18 protein-coding genes and 1 tRNA gene are annotated in these 20,644 nt (G+C 45.6%); 11 read left to right on the top strand and 8 right to left on the bottom strand.

Going from position 1 to position 20,644, the window contains the following annotated elements:
• Positions 1-70 precede the first annotated feature (70 nt).
• Positions 71-1,936, top strand: coding sequence for a peptidylprolyl isomerase (ppiD, locus tag AB4185_RS07025; RefSeq protein ID WP_017060618.1), 1,866 nt, complete (start codon positions 71-73; stop codon positions 1,934-1,936).
• A 224-nt stretch (positions 1,937-2,160) separates the two neighbouring features.
• Positions 2,161-2,460: a helix-hairpin-helix domain-containing protein gene (locus tag AB4185_RS07020; RefSeq protein ID WP_017060617.1), complete on the top strand. Its 300-nt coding sequence runs from the start codon at positions 2,161-2,163 to the stop codon at positions 2,458-2,460.
• On the opposite strand, the gene rrtA is transcribed toward AB4185_RS07020, so the two are convergent.
• The gene (rrtA, locus tag AB4185_RS07015; protein ID WP_017060616.1) at positions 2,451-2,999 is read right to left on the bottom strand and encodes a rhombosortase; all 549 of its coding nucleotides are present in this window, start codon (positions 2,997-2,999) and stop codon (positions 2,451-2,453) included. The genes AB4185_RS07020 and rrtA overlap by 10 nt on opposite strands.
• 9 nt (positions 3,000-3,008) lie before the next feature.
• Here rrtA and AB4185_RS07010 point away from each other — a divergent pair, with 9 nt between their 5' ends.
• Positions 3,009-3,608: a tRNA-uridine aminocarboxypropyltransferase gene (locus tag AB4185_RS07010; protein WP_017060615.1), complete on the top strand. Its 600-nt coding sequence runs from the start codon at positions 3,009-3,011 to the stop codon at positions 3,606-3,608.
• A 26-nt stretch (positions 3,609-3,634) separates the two neighbouring features.
• Here AB4185_RS07010 and AB4185_RS07005 read toward each other — a convergent pair whose 3' ends face one another.
• From AB4185_RS07005 to AB4185_RS06995, 3 genes are all read right to left on the bottom strand, one after another.
• Positions 3,635-4,978 carry an anti-phage deoxyguanosine triphosphatase gene (locus AB4185_RS07005; RefSeq protein WP_017060614.1) on the bottom strand — a complete coding sequence of 448 codons (1,344 nt, stop codon included), beginning with the start codon at positions 4,976-4,978 and terminating at the stop codon, positions 3,635-3,637.
• A 55-nt stretch (positions 4,979-5,033) separates the two neighbouring features.
• The gene (yfbR, locus tag AB4185_RS07000; RefSeq protein ID WP_017060613.1) at positions 5,034-5,618 is read right to left on the bottom strand and encodes a 5'-deoxynucleotidase; all 585 of its coding nucleotides are present in this window, start codon (positions 5,616-5,618) and stop codon (positions 5,034-5,036) included.
• Between the two features lie 344 nt (positions 5,619-5,962).
• A complete protein-coding gene (locus AB4185_RS06995) occupies positions 5,963-7,195 on the bottom strand; it encodes a pyridoxal phosphate-dependent aminotransferase (RefSeq protein ID WP_017060166.1) in 1,233 nt (410 codons plus the stop codon).
• A 296-nt stretch (positions 7,196-7,491) separates the two neighbouring features.
• On the opposite strand from AB4185_RS06995, the gene AB4185_RS06990 reads away from it, so the two are divergent.
• The 7 genes from AB4185_RS06990 (at position 7,492) to AB4185_RS06960 (ending at position 15,194) form a co-directional block, all read left to right on the top strand.
• Positions 7,492-8,799, top strand: a complete 1,308-nt coding sequence (locus AB4185_RS06990) for an isochorismate synthase MenF (protein ID WP_372106558.1) — start codon at positions 7,492-7,494, stop codon at positions 8,797-8,799.
• Positions 8,796-10,520 carry a 2-succinyl-5-enolpyruvyl-6-hydroxy-3-cyclohexene-1-carboxylic-acid synthase gene (gene menD, locus AB4185_RS06985; RefSeq protein ID WP_372106560.1) on the top strand — a complete coding sequence of 575 codons (1,725 nt, stop codon included), beginning with the start codon at positions 8,796-8,798 and terminating at the stop codon, positions 10,518-10,520. Before AB4185_RS06990 ends, menD begins: the two co-directional genes overlap by 4 nt.
• 9 nt (positions 10,521-10,529) lie before the next feature.
• Positions 10,530-11,327, top strand: a complete 798-nt coding sequence (menH, locus tag AB4185_RS06980) for a 2-succinyl-6-hydroxy-2,4-cyclohexadiene-1-carboxylate synthase (protein WP_102393523.1) — start codon at positions 10,530-10,532, stop codon at positions 11,325-11,327.
• A 105-nt stretch (positions 11,328-11,432) separates the two neighbouring features.
• On the top strand, positions 11,433-12,299 hold the full coding sequence (gene menB, locus AB4185_RS06975; RefSeq protein WP_017064079.1) for a 1,4-dihydroxy-2-naphthoyl-CoA synthase: 867 nt from the start codon (positions 11,433-11,435) through the stop codon (positions 12,297-12,299).
• A gap of 75 nt (positions 12,300-12,374) precedes the next feature.
• Positions 12,375-13,382 (top strand): o-succinylbenzoate synthase, encoded by a 1,008-nt coding sequence (menC, locus tag AB4185_RS06970; protein WP_017060171.1) that lies wholly within the window; start codon positions 12,375-12,377, stop codon positions 13,380-13,382.
• 64 nt (positions 13,383-13,446) lie between these two features.
• Positions 13,447-14,886, top strand: coding sequence for an o-succinylbenzoate--CoA ligase (menE, locus tag AB4185_RS06965; RefSeq protein ID WP_372135217.1), 1,440 nt, complete (start codon positions 13,447-13,449; stop codon positions 14,884-14,886).
• A 140-nt stretch (positions 14,887-15,026) separates the two neighbouring features.
• Entirely contained in the window at positions 15,027-15,194 is a 168-nt protein-coding gene (locus AB4185_RS06960) for a hypothetical protein (RefSeq protein ID WP_017060175.1), read from the top strand.
• A gap of 133 nt (positions 15,195-15,327) precedes the next feature.
• Here the strand turns inward: AB4185_RS06960 and AB4185_RS06955 are convergent, their stop codons facing one another.
• The 3 genes from AB4185_RS06955 to AB4185_RS06945 all read right to left on the bottom strand — a co-directional run bounded on the left by AB4185_RS06955 (position 15,328) and on the right by AB4185_RS06945 (position 18,877).
• On the bottom strand, positions 15,328-16,248 hold the full coding sequence (locus AB4185_RS06955; protein WP_017060176.1) for a YeiH family protein: 921 nt from the start codon (positions 16,246-16,248) through the stop codon (positions 15,328-15,330).
• Between the two features lie 146 nt (positions 16,249-16,394).
• Entirely contained in the window at positions 16,395-18,269 is a 1,875-nt protein-coding gene (locus AB4185_RS06950) for an MFS transporter (RefSeq protein ID WP_102332809.1), read from the bottom strand.
• A gap of 17 nt (positions 18,270-18,286) precedes the next feature.
• Positions 18,287-18,877: a TetR/AcrR family transcriptional regulator gene (locus AB4185_RS06945; RefSeq protein ID WP_048613073.1), complete on the bottom strand. Its 591-nt coding sequence runs from the start codon at positions 18,875-18,877 to the stop codon at positions 18,287-18,289.
• A gap of 196 nt (positions 18,878-19,073) precedes the next feature.
• On the opposite strand from AB4185_RS06945, the gene AB4185_RS06940 reads away from it, so the two are divergent.
• On the top strand, positions 19,074-19,982 hold the full coding sequence (locus AB4185_RS06940; protein WP_017068945.1) for a Tim44 domain-containing protein: 909 nt from the start codon (positions 19,074-19,076) through the stop codon (positions 19,980-19,982).
• A gap of 495 nt (positions 19,983-20,477) precedes the next feature.
• On the opposite strand, the gene AB4185_RS06935 is transcribed toward AB4185_RS06940, so the two are convergent.
• Positions 20,478-20,562: transfer RNA gene (locus AB4185_RS06935), tRNA-Tyr, on the bottom strand.
• Between the last annotated feature and the right edge of the window lie 82 nt (positions 20,563-20,644).

The raw sequence follows: 20,644 nt of genomic DNA, 5'->3' as shown, positions 1-20,644 counted from the left end.
TTCTGATAATATCGCGTGAATAGATTTTTATTTTGAAGCCAATGCTTCATATCCGGAGAGCACTTAAATTATGATGGATCGATTACGCGAAGGCGTGAATAGCATCGCGGTAAAAATTATCCTTGGGTTGATTATCCTGTCATTCGTATTCGCAGGTGTAGGCAGCTACATCACCGGTGGCGGTAACAACGCAGCAGCTAAAGTTGGCAACACAGAAATTGCTCGTGGTGAGTTCGAACAGGCTTACCAAAACGAACGTAATCGTATGCAGTCTCAACTTGGCGATTACTTCGCGCAAATGCTTGCAGACCCTGCTTACGTAGAGTCTTTCCGTAAATCAGTACTTGATCGCATGATCAATGACGTACTGCTTGAGCAGCAAGCTGAGTCTCTAGGCCTACGAATCAGTGATTCTCAAATCCGCACCATGATTCTAGAAATGCCTCAGTTCCAAACGGCGGGTCAATTCGACCAAGAAGTTTACCAATCGGCACTACGTCGTGCAGGTTTCAGCGCAGAGAGCTTCGCTGAATACATGCGTCGTGACCTTATGCGCAACCAGCTTGTGACTGCACTTCAAGGCAGTGAATTCGTTCTTCAGGGCGAAATCGATACTCAGAGCAAGCTTATCGCACAAACTCGTGACATTCGCACAGTGACACTGTCTGTTGCTGACCTTGCAAAAGACATCGAGTTAACTGACGAGCAAATCGAACAGTACTACCAAGAGAACCCAGCAGCTTACACTCGTCCAGAGCAAGCTAAGGTATCTTACATTGAGCTTTCTGCTGAAGCGCTTAAGTCTCAGCTTGAAGTAAGCGATGAAGAAGCACAGAAATACTACCAAGAGCACCTAGACAAGTACTCAACGGAAGAGCAACGTAAAGTTAGCCACATCCTAGTTCAAGGCGATGACGAAGCGAAAGCTCAGGCAATCCTAGACGAGCTAAATGCAGGCGCTGATTTTGCTACGCTAGCGGAAGAGAAATCTGACGACTTCGGTAGTGCAGACGTTGGCGGTGACCTAGGTTGGATTGAGCGCGATGTTATGGACCCTGCATTCGAAGACGCGGCTTTCGCTCTTGAGAATATTGGCGATACTACTGGCCTAGTTAAATCTGATTTCGGCTACCACATCATCAAGCTAGACGAACTAAAAGCGTCTCAAGCTCAGCCTTACACTGAAGTAGCGGCAGAGATTAAGACAGAGCTTCTAGACCAACACGCAGTTGATCAGTTCTACGAGCAACAAACTGAGCTAGAAAAAGTAGCGTTTGAATTCCCAGATTCTCTAGATGATTCTGCAGAAGCTATCAACGCGAAGATCACAACGACAGATTTCATCTCTCAAGTTGACGCTCCAGAAGTTCTGATGACGCCTGCAGTTATGCAAGCTATCTTGAGCCCTGAAGTGAAAGAAGACGGTCTAAACTCGGAAGTTATCGAAGTTGCACCTGAGCACGTAATTGTTGTTCGTGTAGAAGAGACTCGTGATGAGACAGTTCTTCCTCTAGCTGAAGTGAAAGATCAAGTTGTCGCTGCACTGTCTGCTGTACAAGCAGAGCAGCAAGCGGTTGAGCTAGGTGTTTCTCTAGTGAACGAACTTGAGCAAGGCAATGAAGCAGTACTAGCGGACAACAACCTTGAGTTCACTGAACTTGAAACGATTGACCGTAACTCGCCATTAGCGGCATCTGTATTCGCTCTAGCGAAACCAGAAGCAGGTCAAGCTGTGTTCGGTCAATCTAAAGACCAAGACGGTAATATCGTTGTTGTTGAGCTTTCTAAAGTAACGGCTGAGATCAACCCAGCCTACAGCACTCAAATTGGTGCACAGTTGGAGCGAGTTGGTAACCAGCAAGACCTGACTAACGTATTAAACGTACTTCGTAAAAACGCAGACGTTGAATACTACGTAGTGGGTCAAGGTCAGTAAGCGTTTGATTACCTCAGTAGCAAGCTCAAGTTAGAGCTTACTACTGAAATCAACACGTGATTGTTAGGCTTTAATTCAGATTTGTGAGCCAACAAACAAGCTGATGAAAATAAGATGTATAACGAAGCGGGTCACTTAGGTGATCCGCTTTATTTTTATCTGGTGATTGTGTTATCTAGCGCGGCAAATGCATAAGTTACGTTTTTTGAACAAAGGAACTATTTATGCGCACGATATATTCAACACTAATTCTTTCATTTCTGATGCTCTTAAGCCCTGCCGTGTTTGCAGACAGCCCAACCAAGGCTGAGCTTTACGAAGGCATTGAGATTACGGTCAACATCAATACCGCGACGGCAGAAGAACTTTCAGCACTATTGGTTGGCGTGGGTGACAAGAAAGCCAAAGAAATCGTCGATTACAGAGATCAGAACGGGGCATTTACTACTGCTGATGATTTGGTGAGTGTCAAAGGGATAGGTGAAGCGACGGTTGAAAAGAACCGCGAAAGAATTCAACTTTGACCCGTTTTTCTACTTGTTAGAAATGAAGCGATAGATATGAAGCCTCCGGCCAATGCACCTGCTAGGTGGGCTTCAATCGCGATACGAGCATTAATCAGTTCACCAGTCGTGCTAGAAGGGCCAATAAGCTGCTCCCAAGCGATTTTAGCGACTAATCCGAATACTAACAGCCAACTAGACTTCCTGCCGTTTAAAGCCTCTCTGAGCGCGAATAAGCCAAACAACCCATGCAAAGTGCCCGATAGGCCAACGTAGATCTGAATACTTGAAAACAACAGAGCGACGCCAGTCACTAAACTGATCACAAGCAAAGCAACAACAAGCTGTTTTTTACTCGGTTGAAACAGGTAGCTGATGATCCACAAGCCTGCTAGATTCATCAGAAGATGCGAGTAGTTGGTATGTGAAAAGTTTCCTGTTAGGATTCGCCACCATTGCCCATCGGCAATCGCATTGCTATCCCAAACGACCCAAGCTTGTATTGGCTCAAATTGGAATAAGACGCATAAAAGTGAAATGAAAATTAAAACAGGGTACACATTAAATCCATGTCTCGTTATTGCCCCCAATGCAGCAAGGCTTTGAAAGCTTGTATTTGTCAGTGGGTTACACCACTCGAATCGAATGTTGAGCTTATCATTCTTCAGCACCCATCAGAAGAGCATCGTCCGATGGGAACAGCGCGTATTCTCTCGTTATCTCTTAATAACAGCGTGACGTTTGTTGGCGAAGACTTTTCAGACAACGAACAACTCAACGCATTGTTGTGCGATGAACAGTATCAACATGTGATTTTATACCCAAGCGAAAACTCTGTTTCAGTTGAGTCGGCGACATCTCCCAATAAGAAGCTGCGTGTGATTTTATTGGATGGCACGTGGAAGAAAGCATTCAAGATGTGGCAAGTATCGAGTAACTTGCATGCGTTGAACACGGTTCATTTACCGAAAGATCTCAAGGGTAATTACCGAATTCGCAAAGCACCCAGTGAAAATAGCCTTTCAACCGTTGAAGCTGGCTATCATTTACTTAGCTTGTTAGAGCGTGATGGCGACTTTAGCCCTTTGCTAACGGCATTTGACCAAATGATTCAGTTTCAAATCAATCAAATGCCGCCGGGCGTGTTTGAGAAAAACTACTTAGATTAAGCCGTTTTAGTAAGGTGAGTCAGGAATTAAAACTCGGTATGAGCTGAGAACAGTTGCTGATGCATTTTCTGCGCAAGATCATCAGTCATCGATGAAATGTAATCGGCTATCACGCGCATTTTTCGAGACTCATCTTGATGTTGTAGCCATTGCTTCTTGATGGGCAGTGGCAGCAAGCGTTCAGGATCTGCGCTGAATGCTTCAAACATATCCATGATGATCTGTTGACCTTTGTATTCGATGACCTGAACCTGTGGCACTTGAATAACGAACTCGCTGACAAAGTGTTTCAGCTTATCGAGTGTGCCGTCCATGCTCGGCTCGAGCACCGCATTGTAAGCCAACAGTACATTCTCAAAGTTAGCCTCCACTCGCTTAATCGAGATACTGGTCAACAGTGCGTTGACTATCCCACCAATCGCATCCTTTCGACGATACTGTTCACCAGAGAAAAGCATCTCTGTAATTGAATCTAGGTGTTCACAAATCCATGGGTCGGCCATCTCTTTCAGTTGAGGGTAAGCCGATTCGACCCACTGAGCTTTGGTCACAGAGCCAAGCACAATCGCATCTTCTAAATCGTGCACGCCATACGCGATGTCGTCAGCAAGTTCCATGATCGAACAATCCAGTGACTTATATTTGGTCTTGTTGTGCTCAAGTGGCTCGGTATGCGTTTTTCTTTTCTGTTTTAGGAGCTGTTGGTCGCTGCTTGAAAGCGGTTCAAGCACCCAGTTAAACAACTCTTCATCATGATCGTAGATGCCTTTTGCTGGCATCCAATCTTTAGCTCGGAGTTGTCGTTGATGCTTAACGGGTTCAGACTGCAATTTAGCTTGAACCTCACTCAGCAGAGAAGGGTACTTAATTAGACCTAACAAAGTGCGTCGAGATAGGTTCATCCCGTGATGTTCAGTGTAAGGTTCTAGCTGTGTGACTATGCGAAACGTTTGAGCGTTGCCCTCAAAGCCGCCGTGGTCGCGCATCATGTAGTTGAGTGCGACTTCGCCGCCATGTCCATAGGGTGGGTGACCGATGTCGTGAGCCAAACACAGTGAATCAATCAAACTGTCTGAGGGTAATAGGTCTCGAAATTCGGGCTGCTTTTTCTTCAGTTGAGCGACGATACCGGTGCCAAGCTGAGCGGCCTCAAGAGAGTGGGTAAGGCGCGTTCGGTGAAAGTCGTTGACCGTGGTGCCATGGATCTGGGTTTTCGCTTGTAAGCGACGGAAAGCAGCAGAGTGAAGCACGCGCGCACGGTCACGCTGATACGGGCTGCGGTGGTCATCCCGTCTTATTTTATGTTCATCGTCATTTCGATGCTGCCATTCTTGTTCGAGTACAAAGGGTGGTTCGAGTTGAGAATTCAAAATAGCACCTATCAAATTGATTTTATTTAGCTAATTAAAAACAACTTATACCCAGCTAGCTTATCTCGTCTAGTGATAATTCAAAGCTCGGTGCGAATGTGGTGAGAAAGTAGTCCATTTCTGGGCTTTTGCGTTGTTCGAGTGTCTCTTCCAATCGGCGCTTGGCTTGCTCGTATTCATGATTGCCCGCACTGAGCTCTTCCAAGCATTTCAGGTACGCACAGATAGTATCTGCCTGCTTGACGATGCTTTGCTCTTCTTTACTCGCAGTACCAGATATTAAGAAGGGGGCGAAGTCGTCTCTGAACTCTTCTGGCAACATCGAAAGCAGTCTTTGTTCTGCAGCGGCTTCTATCTTCTTATACTCTTGTGCAATATCCGGGTTGTAGTATTTAACAGGCGTTGGCAAATCACCCGTCAGTACCTCACTGGTGTCGTGGTACATGCCAAGCAGAGCAATGTGCTCGGGGTTAAGCTGACCATCAAACTTCTTGTTTTTGATCAGTGCCAAGGCGTGTGCCACGAAAGCAACCTGTAGGCTATGTTCTGAAATGTTCTCGCTTGATACCGAACGCATCAGGGGCCAGCGTTGAATTAGCTTCATGCGTGCGAGATGGGCAAAGAAATGGCTCTGTTTCATAAATGTCCTTATAGTACCAATCGTAGTAAATAACTGGTCATCCTAGCTTGTTAAAAAACTCGATAACTATGTTAGAATTTTTGATTGTAGAATAACTACTTATCGAAGCTGCTTGTCGAAAATAGCTGCCTTGTTCTCAAGCTTTTTCCCTACGCTATTTCTGAACACTTACTTACTGTGATTGGTATAAACAATACTCCACTCGTATCTTGTGTTTGCACAGGGATACGAGACAGCGGATACAAAAAAGGCTCCTAAACAGGAGCCTTTTAAGCATAGAAGTGAATGAATACAAGTTAAAGTCTTTTAAAACAGCAAATTGTAGCCATCTTTCTTTGTGCTCATTAACCTTCGATGAGGTCGTCTTGGCTGTAAGTCTGTAAGAAGCGCTCTAAACGACCAATTGCGATTTCTAGATCTTCGATGTGCGGCAGAGTCACGATACGGAAGTGATCCGGTTTCGGCCAATTGAAGCCCGTACCTTGAACCAATAGCACCTTCTCTTGCTTAAGGAAGTCGAGTACAAACTTCTGATCGTCTTTGATGTTGTACATGTTGGTGTCGATTTTAGGGAACAGGTACATTGCACCTTTCGGTTTCACACAAGAAACGCCAGGGATCTTGTTGATCAGTTCCCATGCACGGTCACGCTGTTCAAGCAGTCGACCGCCTGGAAGAATCAGCTCATTGATACTCTGATAGCCACCGAGTGCGGTTTGGATAGCGTGTTGCATCGGAACGTTGGCACACAAACGCATTGAGGCCAGCATTTCTAGTCCTTCAACGTAGCCTTTCGCTAGGTGTTTAGGGCCTGTTAAGAACATCCAACCACCACGGAAACCACATACACGGTAAGCTTTAGATAGGCCGTTGAACGTGACCATTAATACGTCTTCAGCAAGCGTTGCCACTGAAGTGTGTACCGCACCGTCGTAAAGTACTTTGTCGTAGATTTCATCGGCGAAGATGATCAAACCGTGCTCACGAGCAATCTCAACCACTTGTAATAGGAAATCACGGCTGTATACCGCGCCTGTTGGGTTGTTCGGGTTGATAAGAACGATGCCGCGCGTCTTTGGTGAGATCTTCGCGCGCATGTCGTCTAAATCTGGATACCAATCAGCATCTTCATCACACATGTAGTGAACCGGTGTACCACCAGAAAGCGCAACAGACGCTGTCCATAGTGGGTAATCCGGAGCGGGAACTAAGATTTCATCACCGTTATCCAGTAGCGCTTGCATAGACATAACGATAAGCTCTGATGCGCCGTTACCAATGTAAACGTCTTCTACATCAAGGTTACGTAGGCCTTTTTTCTGGTAGTGCTGAACAACCGCTTTGCGGGCTGAATAGATGCCTTTTGAGTCGCAGTAACCTTGAGATGTCGGTAGGTTACGGATTACGTCAACAAGGATTTCATCAGGGGCGTCAAAACCAAATGGGGCGGGGTTACCAATATTAAGCTTCAGTATTTTATGCCCTTCTTCTTCCATGCGCTTAGCATGTTTGAGTACAGGCCCCCTGATTTCGTAGCATACGCTGTTGAGTTTTGACGACATCCCGATATTTTGCATTGCCGATTTCCTGAAATTAATTTAAATACTTTATTAAAGTACCGCAAAATGGCGTTTGATAGAATAAAAATCTGATGAATGTCGCATTTCAGTATCACGTTTAGGCTTTTTGTTGTCACTCTTTTCTAAATTTTAATTAATCGCTTTCTTGGTTATTGGCTAAGATGAATAAAGGGGCGGGATCGCTTAAAATCACAGGAATGTTGAAAAGATATAGTACATTCTTGATCTAAGTGGGTACTGCCCATAAAGTATCAAACTAATATAATAATAATTTAGATGTGAACGAGGTCGATTTGTCACATTTCCAGCAAACTATCTCCGCTTTGATTGAGCGAGTACAAAATGCCCAAGCAAGCGAAGTTCGTTGTGTTGAAGTTCTAACGCAAAAACCATCGTTTGCATTTATAGAATGGCTTCATGCTCAACCGCTCTTTCCTAAGTTCTACTGGCAGTCACGCGACACTCGTGAAGAGGTTGTTGCGCTCGGACAGTTACATACGTTTTCAGATCCTGCACCCGCGTACGCTATTCTTGGTGAAGACCAACGAATCTGGGGTGGACGCTCGTTTGATGGGCACACCGCAAAGAACCGTCGCTGCATGGAGTCGTTTTTCTTCCTTCCTCAGGTTGAATTGATCCGCTTTGACAATACTTGGTCGCTGGCGGTTAATTTGTCCCCTGATCGCGTTTCTTCTATTAATGCTTTGAATAAGCTTTCTGTAGAAGCCGCGATATTGGCGCCTTTGTCTGCCCATATTGAACAGATCAATCACGTTCCAGAAAGAGAGCAGTGGGGCAACCTTGTCGATAAAGTGCTGCAAGGCATTAGCGATGAAGAGTACAAAAAAGTCGTTTTAGCACGTAAAACCACACTGCAACTCGATGCGCCTATCTGCGCAGCTCAATTACTTAAAGCCAGCTATCTGCAAAATCACCACAGTTTCCACTTTATGTTGGTGCTGGATTCTAAACACAGTTTCATTGGCTCGACACCAGAGCGCTTATATAGCCGACATGGTATGGAGCTTGATACCGAGGCGCTTGCTGGAACCATTGGTCGCGGAGAGAACGCTACTGAGGATATGGAACTGGCCAACTGGCTTTCTCAAGACAGCAAAAACCTCAATGAGAACCAGTATGTGGTCGACGACATCATTGAGCGTCTCACTCCTCATTCTCAAACGGTCCATGTTGAAAAGGATGCGCGTCTAGTGCGCTTGCGTAAGGTGCAGCATTTGAAGCGCAATATCCATGCTCAGCTCAACAATGGCGTTAATGGTGTGCAGTTGCTTGCTGCCTTACAGCCAACTGCTGCGGTGGCGGGTTTACCTCGTAAAGAGGCGATGGATTTCATTCTTGAACACGAACCGTTTGCACGAGGTTGGTATGCAGGCTCTGTAGGCTATATCAGTCATCAGCGAGCGGAATTCTGCGTGGCGATTCGAAGCGCCTTGATTGTAAACGATCAAGTACAACTGTTTTCTGGCGCGGGGATCGTGCCGGGATCGGTTGCCGAACATGAATGGCAAGAGCTGAACAAGAAGATGTCTACTCTGCTTAGCTTAATTTCAGATCACCCTCCATTGGGTGTCGCGTCATGAATCACGACCAAGCCGTATTAAATAGAGTTTGGTGTCACACGTTACTTGAAGAGCTTGCACGCAATGGCGTTGAACATGTTTGTGTTGCTCCGGGCTCTCGCTCAACGCCGCTAACTCTCGAAGCTGAAGCCAACTCCAAGTTAACCTTACATACGCACTTTGATGAGCGCGGGCTTGGCTTCTTGGCTTTAGGTTTAGCTAAAGCGAGCAACAAACCCGTTGCGGTGGTTGTTACCTCTGGAACTGCCGTAGCTAACCTTCTACCAGCGACCGCTGAATCTGGATTAACGCGAGAAAAGCTAATCTTGTTGACCTCCGATCGACCGATTGATTTAGTCGACTGTGGTGCCAATCAAGCGATTCAGCAGCAGGGTATCTTTTCGTCTCACGTTGAAACGGCACTAAACCTTCCAAGTCCAACGACACAAGTTTCTTTGAATTGGCTTTTGACGTCGGTTGATAACGCACTGGCGAAACAGCGCAGCGTCGGTGGGGCTATTCATATCAACTGTCCGTTCCCAGAGCCGCTCTATTCTAAGAGTAGTGCTGAGATGTATGCGGATTATACAAAGAGCGTGGCAGCTTGGAGAACTTCAACCTGCCTTTACTCGAACACTTATTTGCCCAGTCATTTAATCGCTCAGCCTGTCTCAGCAAGTGATTATGTCGCTCGTAAAGGCGCAGTGATTATTGGTTCTATCGAGAATGAAGCCGCAATTAAAGCCAAGCAGTTTGCTTCGGCTTTGGGCTGGCCAATTTTCTGTGATCCTCAATCGGGCGTGAGCAGTGATTGGAAGCATTATGATCTGTGGTTACAGAGTGACTCAGTCAAAGAGCAACTCAACCAGTGTGATTTCATTCTTCAGTTTGGTGAGCGCATTGTTTCTAAGCGATTAAACCAATGGGTTAAGTCACAAGCGGCTTGGTTCGATTGCACGCAATATGTCGTGGTTTCACCTGATGCGCACCGTATAAATCAAGACCATCTGCCTCAAACTCATATTGTTGCCAATATTGAGTCATGGATAACCGATCAACACCTGCCAACGTTGTTGTGCAAACACTCGGGTTGGGCGACGCCTTTAATCGAGGTGGCTAATATCGTTCAGCAACTCGCACTCGCACAAATATCTAATAATGACCAACTGACAGAGTTGAGTGTTGCAGTTGACTTGTCGTCTAGACTTAAAGACAGAGAGTTGTTTGTGGGAAACAGCTTGATGGTAAGGCTGGTGGATATGCTGTCTTCAATATCTGCGAATCGGGTTTACAGCAATCGTGGTGCATCGGGCATTGATGGCTTGGTGGCGACGGCTGCGGGTGTAGTGAAAGCCAACCAGAACCCCTTATTGATGTTGATTGGCGATACTTCTTTGCTTTACGATCTCAACTCACTGGCTCTGCTGACTCATAATTTAACGCCGATGGTTATTGTTGTGACCAACAATGATGGTGGTGCGATCTTTGATTTATTGCCGGTGCCAGAGCAGCAGAAACAGTCACTTTATCAAATGCCTCATGGTTTCAGTTTTGAACACGCTGCTGCGCAATTCCAGTTGGGATACGCTGCGCCAGAAACCTTGAATTGCTATCAAACCATTATCGAACAACATTTCGAACAGGGTCAGGGTACCTTGCTCGTGGAAGTTAAGACGCCTCCCGAACAAGCGTCTACTTTGCTGAAACAATTCAGTTCAATGCTCACCGAGGCATTAGCCTAAGGACTTTACATGCTTTACTCCGATTATTACCCAGCTGTACAAGATTCTTCTGACAAACCTTTGCTTGTTTTCTTACATGGTTTACTCGGAAGCGGGGATGATTGGAGTGCATGTCATCCATTCCTCGAGGATTTTCCTCTCCTTTGCATAGATTTACCCGGACACGGACAAAGTCGCTTTATCGATCCGGTAGGGTTTGATCATTGCTGTAAGAAAATTGTCCAGTGCATCACATCCCAACTGGCTCTCAACGATCTTCCTGCCGATTATCCTATCGTGGTGATTGGGTATTCTATGGGCGGAAGGCTTGCCATGTATGGGGTGACAAGCCCTTGCTTTGAGGCACTCAACCTAGAGAAAGTCATCATTGAAGGTGGCAACTTTGGCTTGGAATGTGATGAAGAAAGAGCACAAAGGTTAGTACACGATACGCAATGGGCTGTTCGCTTTGCACAGCAGTCGATTGAAGATGTTTTAGACGATTGGTATCAACAAAGCGTCTTTTCTTCACTAAATCATGAGCAAAGACAAACTTTGGTCATAAAGCGTAGTGGTAACCTTGGAGTATCCGTAGCAAATATGTTGTTATCTACTTCGTTAGCTAAGCAACCGGATTTACGTGCCACATTGAAATCTCATGAGCATTTATTGCATTATGTATGTGGAGAAAAAGATCGTAAATTCATGGAGCTAGCTGAGAATAGTGGCTTTGAATATAGTCAGGTGGATTACGCGGGTCATAATGTTCATTTTGAGCAACCAGAGATGTTTTCAAATCTGATCATCCAATGTATCGCCAGTCGTTGATGAACTGACTGAGCGAACCTCTCGTATCAAGCGCTATAGAAAGCAGAGCAACACCGTCGCGACTCTACGCTAGTCGCGCTCTCTAATAGAACAATGGGAATCATCATGGCTAAAACAGTAGGCATCACAGAAGAAGAACTTTACGCAGCCGTTAACTGGCGCGATGAAAGCAGTCAATATGAAGATATTCAATACCACAAGTCTGATGACGGTATTGCGAAAATCACGATTGCTCGCCCTCAAGTGCACAATGCGTTCCGTCCACAAACCGTAAAAGAGATGATCAATGCACTGGCTGATGCTCGTTATGACGAGAAAGTTGGCGTAATCATTTTGACTGGTCTTGGTGAGAAGGCGTTCTGTTCTGGTGGTGACCAAAGTATCCGTGGTGACTACGGCGGTTACCAAGATGACTCAGGTACGCACCACTTGAATGTACTTGATTTCCAACGTCAAATTCGTACTTGTCCAAAACCAGTTATCGCAGCGGTATCGGGTTGGGCAGTCGGTGGCGGTCATGTACTTCACATGATGGCAGACCTTACTATTGCAGCTGAAAACGCGCAGTTCGGTCAGACGGGTCCTAAAGTGGGTTCTTTCGATGGCGGTTGGGGTGCTTCTTACATGGCTCGTATCGTTGGTCAAAAGAAAGCACGTGAAATCTGGTTCTTGTGCCGCTTCTACGATGCACAAGAAGCACTGGACATGGGCCTTGTAAACACCGTTGTTCCTGTTGCTGACCTAGAAAAAGAGACAGTTCGTTGGTGTCGTGAAGTGCTTCAACACAGCCCAATGGCACTGCGTTGCTTGAAAGCGGCACTGAACGCTGACTGTGATGGTCAAGCAGGCTTACAAGAGTTGGCTGGTAACGCAACCATGATGTTCTACATGACAGAGGAAGGCCAAGAAGGCCGCAACGCATTCAACGAGAAACGTCGACCGGACTTCGACAAGTTCCCGCGTAATCCATAGTCTTTCTCCTCTTCAAAATGAGTCGCTAATAGCGGCTCGTTTTGTTTTGATGTTCCCCGTTTTTTAGGAAACTTTATGAACTCAGTGAATTCTCAGCGTCACGCTAAACTTTACCGTTATCAATTACCTATGGATAGTGGTGTGGTTCTTCGTGACAATAAGTTGAACGAACGTGTTGGCTATATCATCCAACTTGAGTGTGATGGTAAAACTGGTTTTGGCGAAGTTGCGCCTTTGCCCGGTTTTAGCCAAGAAGATGCCGAACAAGCTGGCATTCAGCTTCAACACGAATTAGAGCTTTGGAGCCACAATAAGCCTCAAACGCCTTTCGACGAGCTGTATCCTTCTGTCGCGTTTGGCTTTTCAATGGCGATGATGGAATTGCGAGGCGATCTTAACGCTCAAGGTAACTACCAAGCGGCGCCTTTGTGTACAGGCGATCCAGATGAACTGATTCCTGTATTGAATGAGATGGTAGGCGAGAAGGTCGCGAAAGTGAAAGTCGGCCTCTACGAAGCGATTCGCGATGGCATGTTGGTTAGCTTATTCCTTGAGTCGATCCCTGATTTGACTCTAAGACTTGATGCCAACCGTGCGTGGAAGCCAGAGAAAGCGAAGCAATTCATTAAATACATTTCGCCGTCAATGCGCCAGCGTATAAGCTTTATCGAAGAGCCTTGCCAAAAGCCAGAAGACAGTTTGGCCTTTGCCATTGACCATGGTGTGGCGATTGCGTGGGACGAGACACTGCAAGAAGCGGTGCGCAGCCCGGAATTTGATCTTAGCGACCTTACTGGTGTTAAAGCAGTCGTGATCAAGCCAACTCTTATTGGTTCTGTCGAGCGTTGCGTGGCAATCATTGAGCGAGCACAGAAGCTTGGAATGAAACCTGTATTGAGCTCAAGCATTGAGTCGAGCCTAGGTCTGACTCAGATTGCTCGTCTGGCGCAGCAATATTTGCCAAATGAAGTGCCGGGGTTGGATACGATTGGCTTGTTCAAGCAGCAGCTAGAGGTTTCTTGGCCGGGCTGTCAGTTGCCTGTCTCTACGCTTGAAAAGCAACAATTGATTTGGTCTTCTTAGACCGAGCTATTTGAATGGCTATTTAGTTAGCTTAACAAGTTCTTAATCTATTTTTGGTTATCATATGATGCGCCCACAATCTAATCATCCCCCGCTCTGGGTAAAGTGGGCGCAGCAAAACCCACTTCAACCAGCGTTAGTGACCACTCACCGCACTTATACTTGGCAGCAAGTGTTTGTGTTGGTTAGTGAGTACCAACAACAGCTATCTCATCAAGGCCTATCTGAAGGTGATGTACTGACGATTGTTGGTAAGAATCAAGCTGAAGTGATCCCTGTTTATCTTGCCGCACTCAATTTGGGTGTGGTTTGTGCGTTTACGATGCCTCAGCCTAGTTTACGCCTGAAGCAAAAGCTCGATTCCTTATATCAAGCAGATCAACAGAGCTACCTTTGGCTCTTGGGCAATAGCGGAATAGAGCAATCAGAGACTGCCGGTTTGAATACTCAGTTGGTGACCTTGCCTTGCCTAAGTGAACTGAAGTTTGATGGTGATGATGAGCAGATAACGACACCTCAAGAATCCAATTTCAATCCGCAAAATCTAGCGAGCATCGTATTCACTTCAGGTTCTACCGGAAACCCAAAAGCGGTCGCTCATACACTTGAGCAGCACCTATGCTCTGCGTCAGGGCTGCTTGAGGTGTTTCGTTATCAACAAGGTGACATGTGGTTACTGAGTTTACCTATGTACCATGTGTCGGGGCTGGCGATAGTTCATCGTTGGTTGGCGGCTGGTGGTTGCATCAAAATAGGCACAGGTCAGCTTGAAACCGATATAGAAGAATGCAGTCATGCTTCATTGGTCTCTACTCAACTACATCGATTGTTAAAGAGTAAGCAAGCACTTACTTTAACGCATGTACTTTTGGGTGGTAGTCATATACCAGAAGCACTTGGGCTCGAAGCTCAACAAATGGGCATCGAAACATGGCTTGGATACGGCATGACTGAAGCGGCTTCAACCGTGACCGCGAAGCCCGTTGATGCCGGCAGCACCGCCGGTTTTGTCCTTAACCATCGCCAGCTAAAAATTGAAGAACAACGTATCTTTATTGGTGGCGAGACGCTCGCGTCCGGGTATTACTATCAAGGTAACTTAACGCCATTAGTTGATAAGAGCGGTTGGTTTGATAGCAAAGATCTTGGTGAGTGGCTTGGCGAACAAGTGTCGATTATTGGCCGTGCCGACAACCAGTTTATTTCTGGTGGTGAGAACATTCATTGCGAAGAAATTGAGCGAGTACTTAACCAGCTGCCCGAAGTTAAGCAAGCCTTTATTGTGCCCATAGAAGACAGCGAATTTGGTTTTAGACCAGTAGCTATTGTGGACTGTGATGAAGTTCTAACCAAAGAATGGTTTGCAGAGCAGCTACAAGGAAGCCTAGAGCGATTTAAGTTCCCTATTGAGTATTACCGCATGCCTCAACAAGAACAGTTAGGTATTAAGGTATCGAGAGCGGGATTAGCGCAGTGGTTGTTGCAACACCGGCGCTCTAACTAATTGAGTCGGAGGTTTTTTGTTCACTTGGCCTGCAGTTAGTTAATTTAGCAATTAGATAGTTCAAAACAGAATTTATTATCTTTATAACCATCCATCATAATAAGCCATATAAATAACGGATTATAGAATAAGGTCTTATTATGAAAATTGCCCTCACCATTGCGGTTTTACTGCAGATAGGCCAAGCAATCATCTCGTCAGGGTTGACTCGTTCGTTGGCTGAGCTCACCGCATTTGTGTTGGTTGTGGTACTTGTTTTAATGAAAAGAGAGAGCAAGAAGAGTGATAAGCCCCTGTTTGATTCGTGATTGTTACAACAAAGAATACCCTTACCACAAACGATAAAGGCAAAGCCCATTGGAGCTTTGCCTTTTTGTTTTGTTGCTCGCTAACTTGAGTGTCTAGTTCACCGAACAAACATCTAAAGCGTTTCTATGCGGGCTAAGCGAGAGTTAACCACGCCAATGAACCCGTTGAGATCATGACCCACATTGTAATACCAAACATCAGTGGTTTCGGCCCTGCCGCTTTTAACTTCTCAACTGAAATACCACAGCCAATTAAGAACAAACACACGACCAGTGCTCGCTTAGACACATCAAAGATTCCTTGATAGACCATCTCAAATTGTGGCAGTAAGTCACTCACCGCGATAGCGGCGCAATAGAAGAAAATGAAGTAGGGAACCGTAATCTTCTTTTGATCGTTCTTGAAGATCATCGCACTAATTAAAGCGATTGGGATGATCCAAAGTGCGCGAGCGAGCTTCAATGTTGTCGCTGTCGTCAGTGCTTCTTCGCCATACGCTGAAGCTGCACCTACTACAGAAGACGTATCGTGAATCGCTATCGCTGCCCAAGTACCAAATGTTTGTTGGCTGAGCTCAAGCGCGTGACCAATCATCGGGAATAAGAATAGAGCAACCGAGTTCAACACGAATACGGTGGCTAATGCCAAGCCAATCTGTTCATCGTCTGCTTTGATCGCGGGTGCCACTGCTGCTATCGCGCTACCACCACAAATCGCGGTACCAGAAGATATAAGATAGCCCGTAGTGCGGTCTAGCCCCATTTGTTTCGCCAAGAACCAACCAATGACTAATGTACCGATAATCGTCGTTACAATGAGCCCAATACCATCGCCTGTTACTGCTAATGCTTTTTCAAACTGAATACCAAAACCCAAGCCAACAATAGAGTAGGCCAGTAGCTTTTTGGTAAGCTTGCCGACTTCCAAGTGTTCAGGGACTAATCCTAAACTAGCAAGCAGGAAACCGATAACCAGGGCTGTCGGTGAGCTAACCCAAGGCGTTAAGCAAAACAGTGCAGCAAGATAAAATGGAACGGACTTTTTTAGGTTCATTGTATTTAGAGTCTTGTTTTGTTGTGGCGTTATTGTGATGAGACCACTATACGTTCAATAAAATGATAAGTAAGTCTAAATGAATTGAACAAACGTTAAGGAAAACTTAACGCTTGTTCAACTGATATGAATAAAGGGCTGGTTAACTAGCGTAATGATCCGCGAAGGTCAGAGACTGACTGTCGAAGCGTTTCACAAGAGGCTTGTTTAGGTGAAATCGGCTCGCCAGCTTCTATCTCTAGCTTAGTCCAGAAGCGAGTGGGTAACCCTTTGCAGGCACGGCCTTTGTAACGACTAAAGTAGCTACCCCATAATCCTTTAAGAGCCATAGGAATCACTGGGACAGGGGAACGTTTGATGATCAGCTCCATACCACGCATGAACTCAGCCATTTCGCCATCAGAGGTGAGCTTTCCTTCTGGGAAAATACACACGATGTGACCTTCATGCAGGGCACGCTCTACTTCTTTGAAAGCGTTTCGAATCGAGTTGCGGTTGGTCGCGGAGATTGGAATCACCCCAGCTCTTTTCAAGAAGCGTCGAATTGGCGGCAACTTGGTGTAATCCTCTTCCATCACAAAACGGATCAAGCGAGGGCAAACCGCACTCAGCAGCAGTGCATCCATATAACTCACATGGTTGCAGACAATCAACGCACCGCCCTTTTCTGGCAGGTGATGTAAGTTCTTATGTTTAACTCTGTACATGGTGTGAGTGACCACCCACGTAAAGAAGCGGAAAGCGTAGATAGGCACCTGATAAAATAGGTACAGCATCACCAAAGTGTTGCCCACTGCGAGCAAGATAAACAGCTGCGGAATTGAAAGCTCTAGAACACTAAGGCAAACAATACCTAATACCGCACTTCCCACCATGAACAGTGAGTTGTAGATATTGAGCCCGGCAATCACTTGGGCACGCTCGTCGGGCTTGGCACGTAACTGCATCAGTGAATACAGAGGAACAATAAAGACACCGCCAGAGATACCCAGAAGCAGAAGGTAAGCAAACAGTGGCCACAGCTCTGAGTAGGTTACGAATTGATGGAAAGAACTAAAGTCAGGCAAAGACTCCGGGATGGATATCGCCATCAGAAGACCGAAGATCGAGATACCTAAGCTGCCCATTGGCACGATGCCGATTTCAATTCGGTGATTAGATAACTTATCACAAGCTAAAGAGCCGATTGCAATGCCTACCGAGAATAGTGCCAGTAAAAAGGCGACGGAGCTTTCAGTGCCGTTTAGATGCAGTTTAGTGAAGTTGGGAAACTGAGTTAGGTAAGCCGCACCAAGGAACCAGAACCAGCTGATAGACATCAGAGCTTGAAAGGTCGGGCGATCTTTTTTTGCAATCGCCAGTGTCGCGCGGGTCAGTTTTACAGGTTGCCACTTTACTTTAAGGTCTGGTGCATTACTTGGCGCTTGTGGGATAAACCAGCTTGATACATAGCCAAGCACGGCGAACGAAACAATACACACCGCAGCAATGAGCTTTGCGCCTTCTTCAGATGCAATGATGCCTGCGCCGAGAGTACCAATCAGGATCGCTAAGAATGTACCTGTCTCGACGAGAGCGTTACCAGATACCAGTTCTTTTGTTTCTAATTGTTGTGGAAGCAGGGCGTATTTCACCGGGCCAAAGAAAGCACTCTGCGTTCCCATAAGGAACAGGAGCAGAAGTAATATTCCGTAGCTTTCGTAGATGAATCCGATCGCACCCAGTGACATGATCACTACTTCGAGGAGCTTAACTTTACGGATAAACCACGATTTTTCGTATTTGTCGGCCAGTACACCAGCCAAAGCTGAAAATAGGAAGAAGGGCAGAATAAAAAGGCCAGCGGCCAAATTAATGAATAGATTGCTGGAAATAGGCAGCGTGTCTACGCTTGCGAAAGCAACAAACAGTAACAGGACATTTTTGAATATGTTGTCGTTAAAGGCTCCTAGAAATTGGGTAATAAAGTAGGGTAGGAACCTTTTTTGCGTTAACAGCGAAGATTGGCTGCTGTTGTTCATTGTCTTTCCTTGGATGATTACCAGTTGGTTAAGTAGTTTGAGACTAGGTTATTGATCAGCTCTTTACCATCAATAGGCTCAGAGGCGAAAAATTTATCATCAACGCTAAGTAGAGTAATTCCGTGTACTCCAGACCATAATACACGGCTGGCTTTAACGACTTCGCTTTTCGTATGTTCAGGAGCAATCGCTACTAGCAACTGTTCTAGCATGCCTGTCATTCTATCGATGCGGTTCGATTGCCATTCAGGAAGGTTTTCACCGTTCATGTTGTGCTCAAAGATAAGCTGCCAACGGTGAGGGTGTCTCTGTGCAAAATCGTGGTAGCAGTAGGCAAGGTTGAATAGAGCTTGTTGAGGGTTGCTCGATTGTTCAACAGTTGCAGCGGATTCTGACGCCAGTTCATCTAATGTTTGAGCGACCACATGCAAAAGCAGTAGGTTGTAATTACCAAATACATTTACTAAGGTACTTGGAACGTAACCAATCATATTGGCGATTTTACGTAGACTTAGCTCGTGATAAGAGTGCTCTTCTAAGAAGTCGGTTACCGTTTTTAAGGTTAATTGCACTAATTGTTCGCGAGTATGATCGTTTCGTCTTGCCATGGGTACTTTCTATTAAATGAACATCGTTCAATATTTTAATGCTGCCCCAGAGTGCCGTCAATCCCTTCGCTAGTTTAGTAATCAATTAATAGCCGCAATATTATGATACATGTGTAAACACGGTGAATATTTCATTGTTCTTTGTTAACGAGTATGATTAAGGTGTCGAAAGATAAAAAACCTATAAAGGATAATAATGAAACGATTTTTCTCACTAGTCGCGATCCTGTTGGTAACAGTCGCGGTGACGCCAATCGCGGAAGCGAAAAAGTTTGGTGGTGGTAAGTCATTTGGCAAAAGCTTTAAAACGGCTCCAGCACCAAAACAACAAAACACGAATTCGATCCGTCAAGATCAAACAGGTAAGAACACAGCAGCTAACTCTAGCAAGAAAGGCCTTATGGGCGGTCTGCTAGGTGGTTTACTTGCTGGTGGTCTTTTAGCTGCATTCTTTGGTGGCGCATTTGAAGGTATCCAGTTCATGGATATTCTGATTATGGGTCTGATTGCTTTCCTAGCGTTTAAATTCCTACGCGGAATGTTGGGCGCGAAGCAGGGCTCAATGAATCAGCAGAATGCACGTGGCCAACAGCCAGCATTCGGCGGCATGGGTCAGAACAAGTTTGAACAACCTAAGCAACAACCAAATGTTCATAACTTCGAGCAAACACAACCTCAATCACAAGGCGCTGCTGGTGGTTTCGGTTTTGGTGCACAAAGCGATGTTCCACATAACTACCCACCGGGCTTTGATCAAGCGGCATTCATCAATGGTTCTCGTGAGCACTACCGTACACTGCAAGGTGCATGGAATCACAACGAGCTAAACACGATTGAAGAATACGTATCTCCAAGCCTATTTGAAGACCTAAAAGCTGAGCGTAATAAGCTAGACGGTGATCAGCACACAGACGTAATGTACGTTGATGCTGAAATCGTTCGCGCAGACCACGATGGTAGCAAAGCACAGCTAAGCCTTCAGTTTAGCGGTCGTTACCGTGACACAGCGGATGGCGTTGAAGAAGATATCACTGATATCTGGCATCTAGAGCGTGACCTAACAACTAACAATGCACCATGGTTAATTGTTGGTATTCAAGGTTAATTCCAGGATTTAACTCAACATCAATAGGATGTAGTTATTCGGAATAACACCAAATAATAGAAAGCCCCTGCTGAGAAATCAGCAGGGGCTTTTTTGCGTCTAATGATATGTATCTTAGTTAAAGATTGGATTAACCTGAGACTAACTAACTAACTGATTTTATTTGGATGTAATGAGTAATGACAAAGTTCTTTGAACCCGTATTGGAGCCTGAGGTTACTTTGCAGCAGAAACAGATAATTGCGAACGAATGCGAAGAACATATATCGACCCATTGTTTAGGCTGCGCTGCTTATCTGGCTTGTGAGCGTCATGCAGAAGTATGGGATCACTGATGTTTGAATGGGCTAGATCGCTTAGTTATTTGTAGGAGCGGGTTAGTGTTTAGGAAGTTGAGGGTTGTTTTAGAAGACACGTTTAGTAAGAGATAAAGCTCAGAAACGAAAAAAGCCAACTCAATGAGTTGGCTTTTCGATTTTCCAATTAAGGAGAATATGGTGGAGGGAGACGGATTCGAACCATCGAAGGCAGTGCCGGCAGATTTACAGTCTGCTCCCTTTGGCCACTCGGGAACCCCTCCAGGGTGTGTCTTACTTTTCACAAAGTAAGCCTAAATTGATGTTTTCCCATAAGCCCATCAATCAGGTTGTTCTCTTAACTCT

The sequence above is a fragment of the Vibrio sp. 10N.286.48.F5 genome, from assembly GCF_041469785.1.
In the GTDB taxonomy this organism is placed as follows: Bacteria; Pseudomonadota; Gammaproteobacteria; order Enterobacterales; family Vibrionaceae; genus Vibrio; species Vibrio crassostreae_C.
This window is presented reverse-complemented; position numbering and strand designations above follow the sequence as displayed.

What these genes read in the sequence shown, in the direction of transcription:
- ppiD (WP_017060618.1), top strand. Translation starts at nt 71, where the DNA reads ATGATGGATCGATTACGCGAAGGCGTGAATAGCATCGCGGTAAAAATT.
- AB4185_RS07020 (WP_017060617.1), top strand. Translation starts at nt 2,161, where the DNA reads ATGCGCACGATATATTCAACACTAATTCTTTCATTTCTGATGCTCTTA.
- AB4185_RS07010 (WP_017060615.1), top strand. Translation starts at nt 3,009, where the DNA reads ATGTCTCGTTATTGCCCCCAATGCAGCAAGGCTTTGAAAGCTTGTATT.
- yfbR (WP_017060613.1), bottom strand. Translation starts at nt 5,618, where the DNA reads ATGAAACAGAGCCATTTCTTTGCCCATCTCGCACGCATGAAGCTAATT.
- AB4185_RS06995 (WP_017060166.1), bottom strand. Translation starts at nt 7,195, where the DNA reads ATGCAAAATATCGGGATGTCGTCAAAACTCAACAGCGTATGCTACGAA.
- menD (WP_372106560.1), top strand. Translation starts at nt 8,796, where the DNA reads ATGAATCACGACCAAGCCGTATTAAATAGAGTTTGGTGTCACACGTTA.
- menH (WP_102393523.1), top strand. Translation starts at nt 10,530, where the DNA reads ATGCTTTACTCCGATTATTACCCAGCTGTACAAGATTCTTCTGACAAA.
- menB (WP_017064079.1), top strand. Translation starts at nt 11,433, where the DNA reads ATGGCTAAAACAGTAGGCATCACAGAAGAAGAACTTTACGCAGCCGTT.
- menC (WP_017060171.1), top strand. Translation starts at nt 12,375, where the DNA reads ATGAACTCAGTGAATTCTCAGCGTCACGCTAAACTTTACCGTTATCAA.
- menE (WP_372135217.1), top strand. Translation starts at nt 13,447, where the DNA reads ATGATGCGCCCACAATCTAATCATCCCCCGCTCTGGGTAAAGTGGGCG.
- AB4185_RS06960 (WP_017060175.1), top strand. Translation starts at nt 15,027, where the DNA reads ATGAAAATTGCCCTCACCATTGCGGTTTTACTGCAGATAGGCCAAGCA.
- AB4185_RS06955 (WP_017060176.1), bottom strand. Translation starts at nt 16,248, where the DNA reads ATGAACCTAAAAAAGTCCGTTCCATTTTATCTTGCTGCACTGTTTTGC.
- AB4185_RS06950 (WP_102332809.1), bottom strand. Translation starts at nt 18,269, where the DNA reads ATGAACAACAGCAGCCAATCTTCGCTGTTAACGCAAAAAAGGTTCCTA.
- AB4185_RS06945 (WP_048613073.1), bottom strand. Translation starts at nt 18,877, where the DNA reads ATGGCAAGACGAAACGATCATACTCGCGAACAATTAGTGCAATTAACC.
- AB4185_RS06940 (WP_017068945.1), top strand. Translation starts at nt 19,074, where the DNA reads ATGAAACGATTTTTCTCACTAGTCGCGATCCTGTTGGTAACAGTCGCG.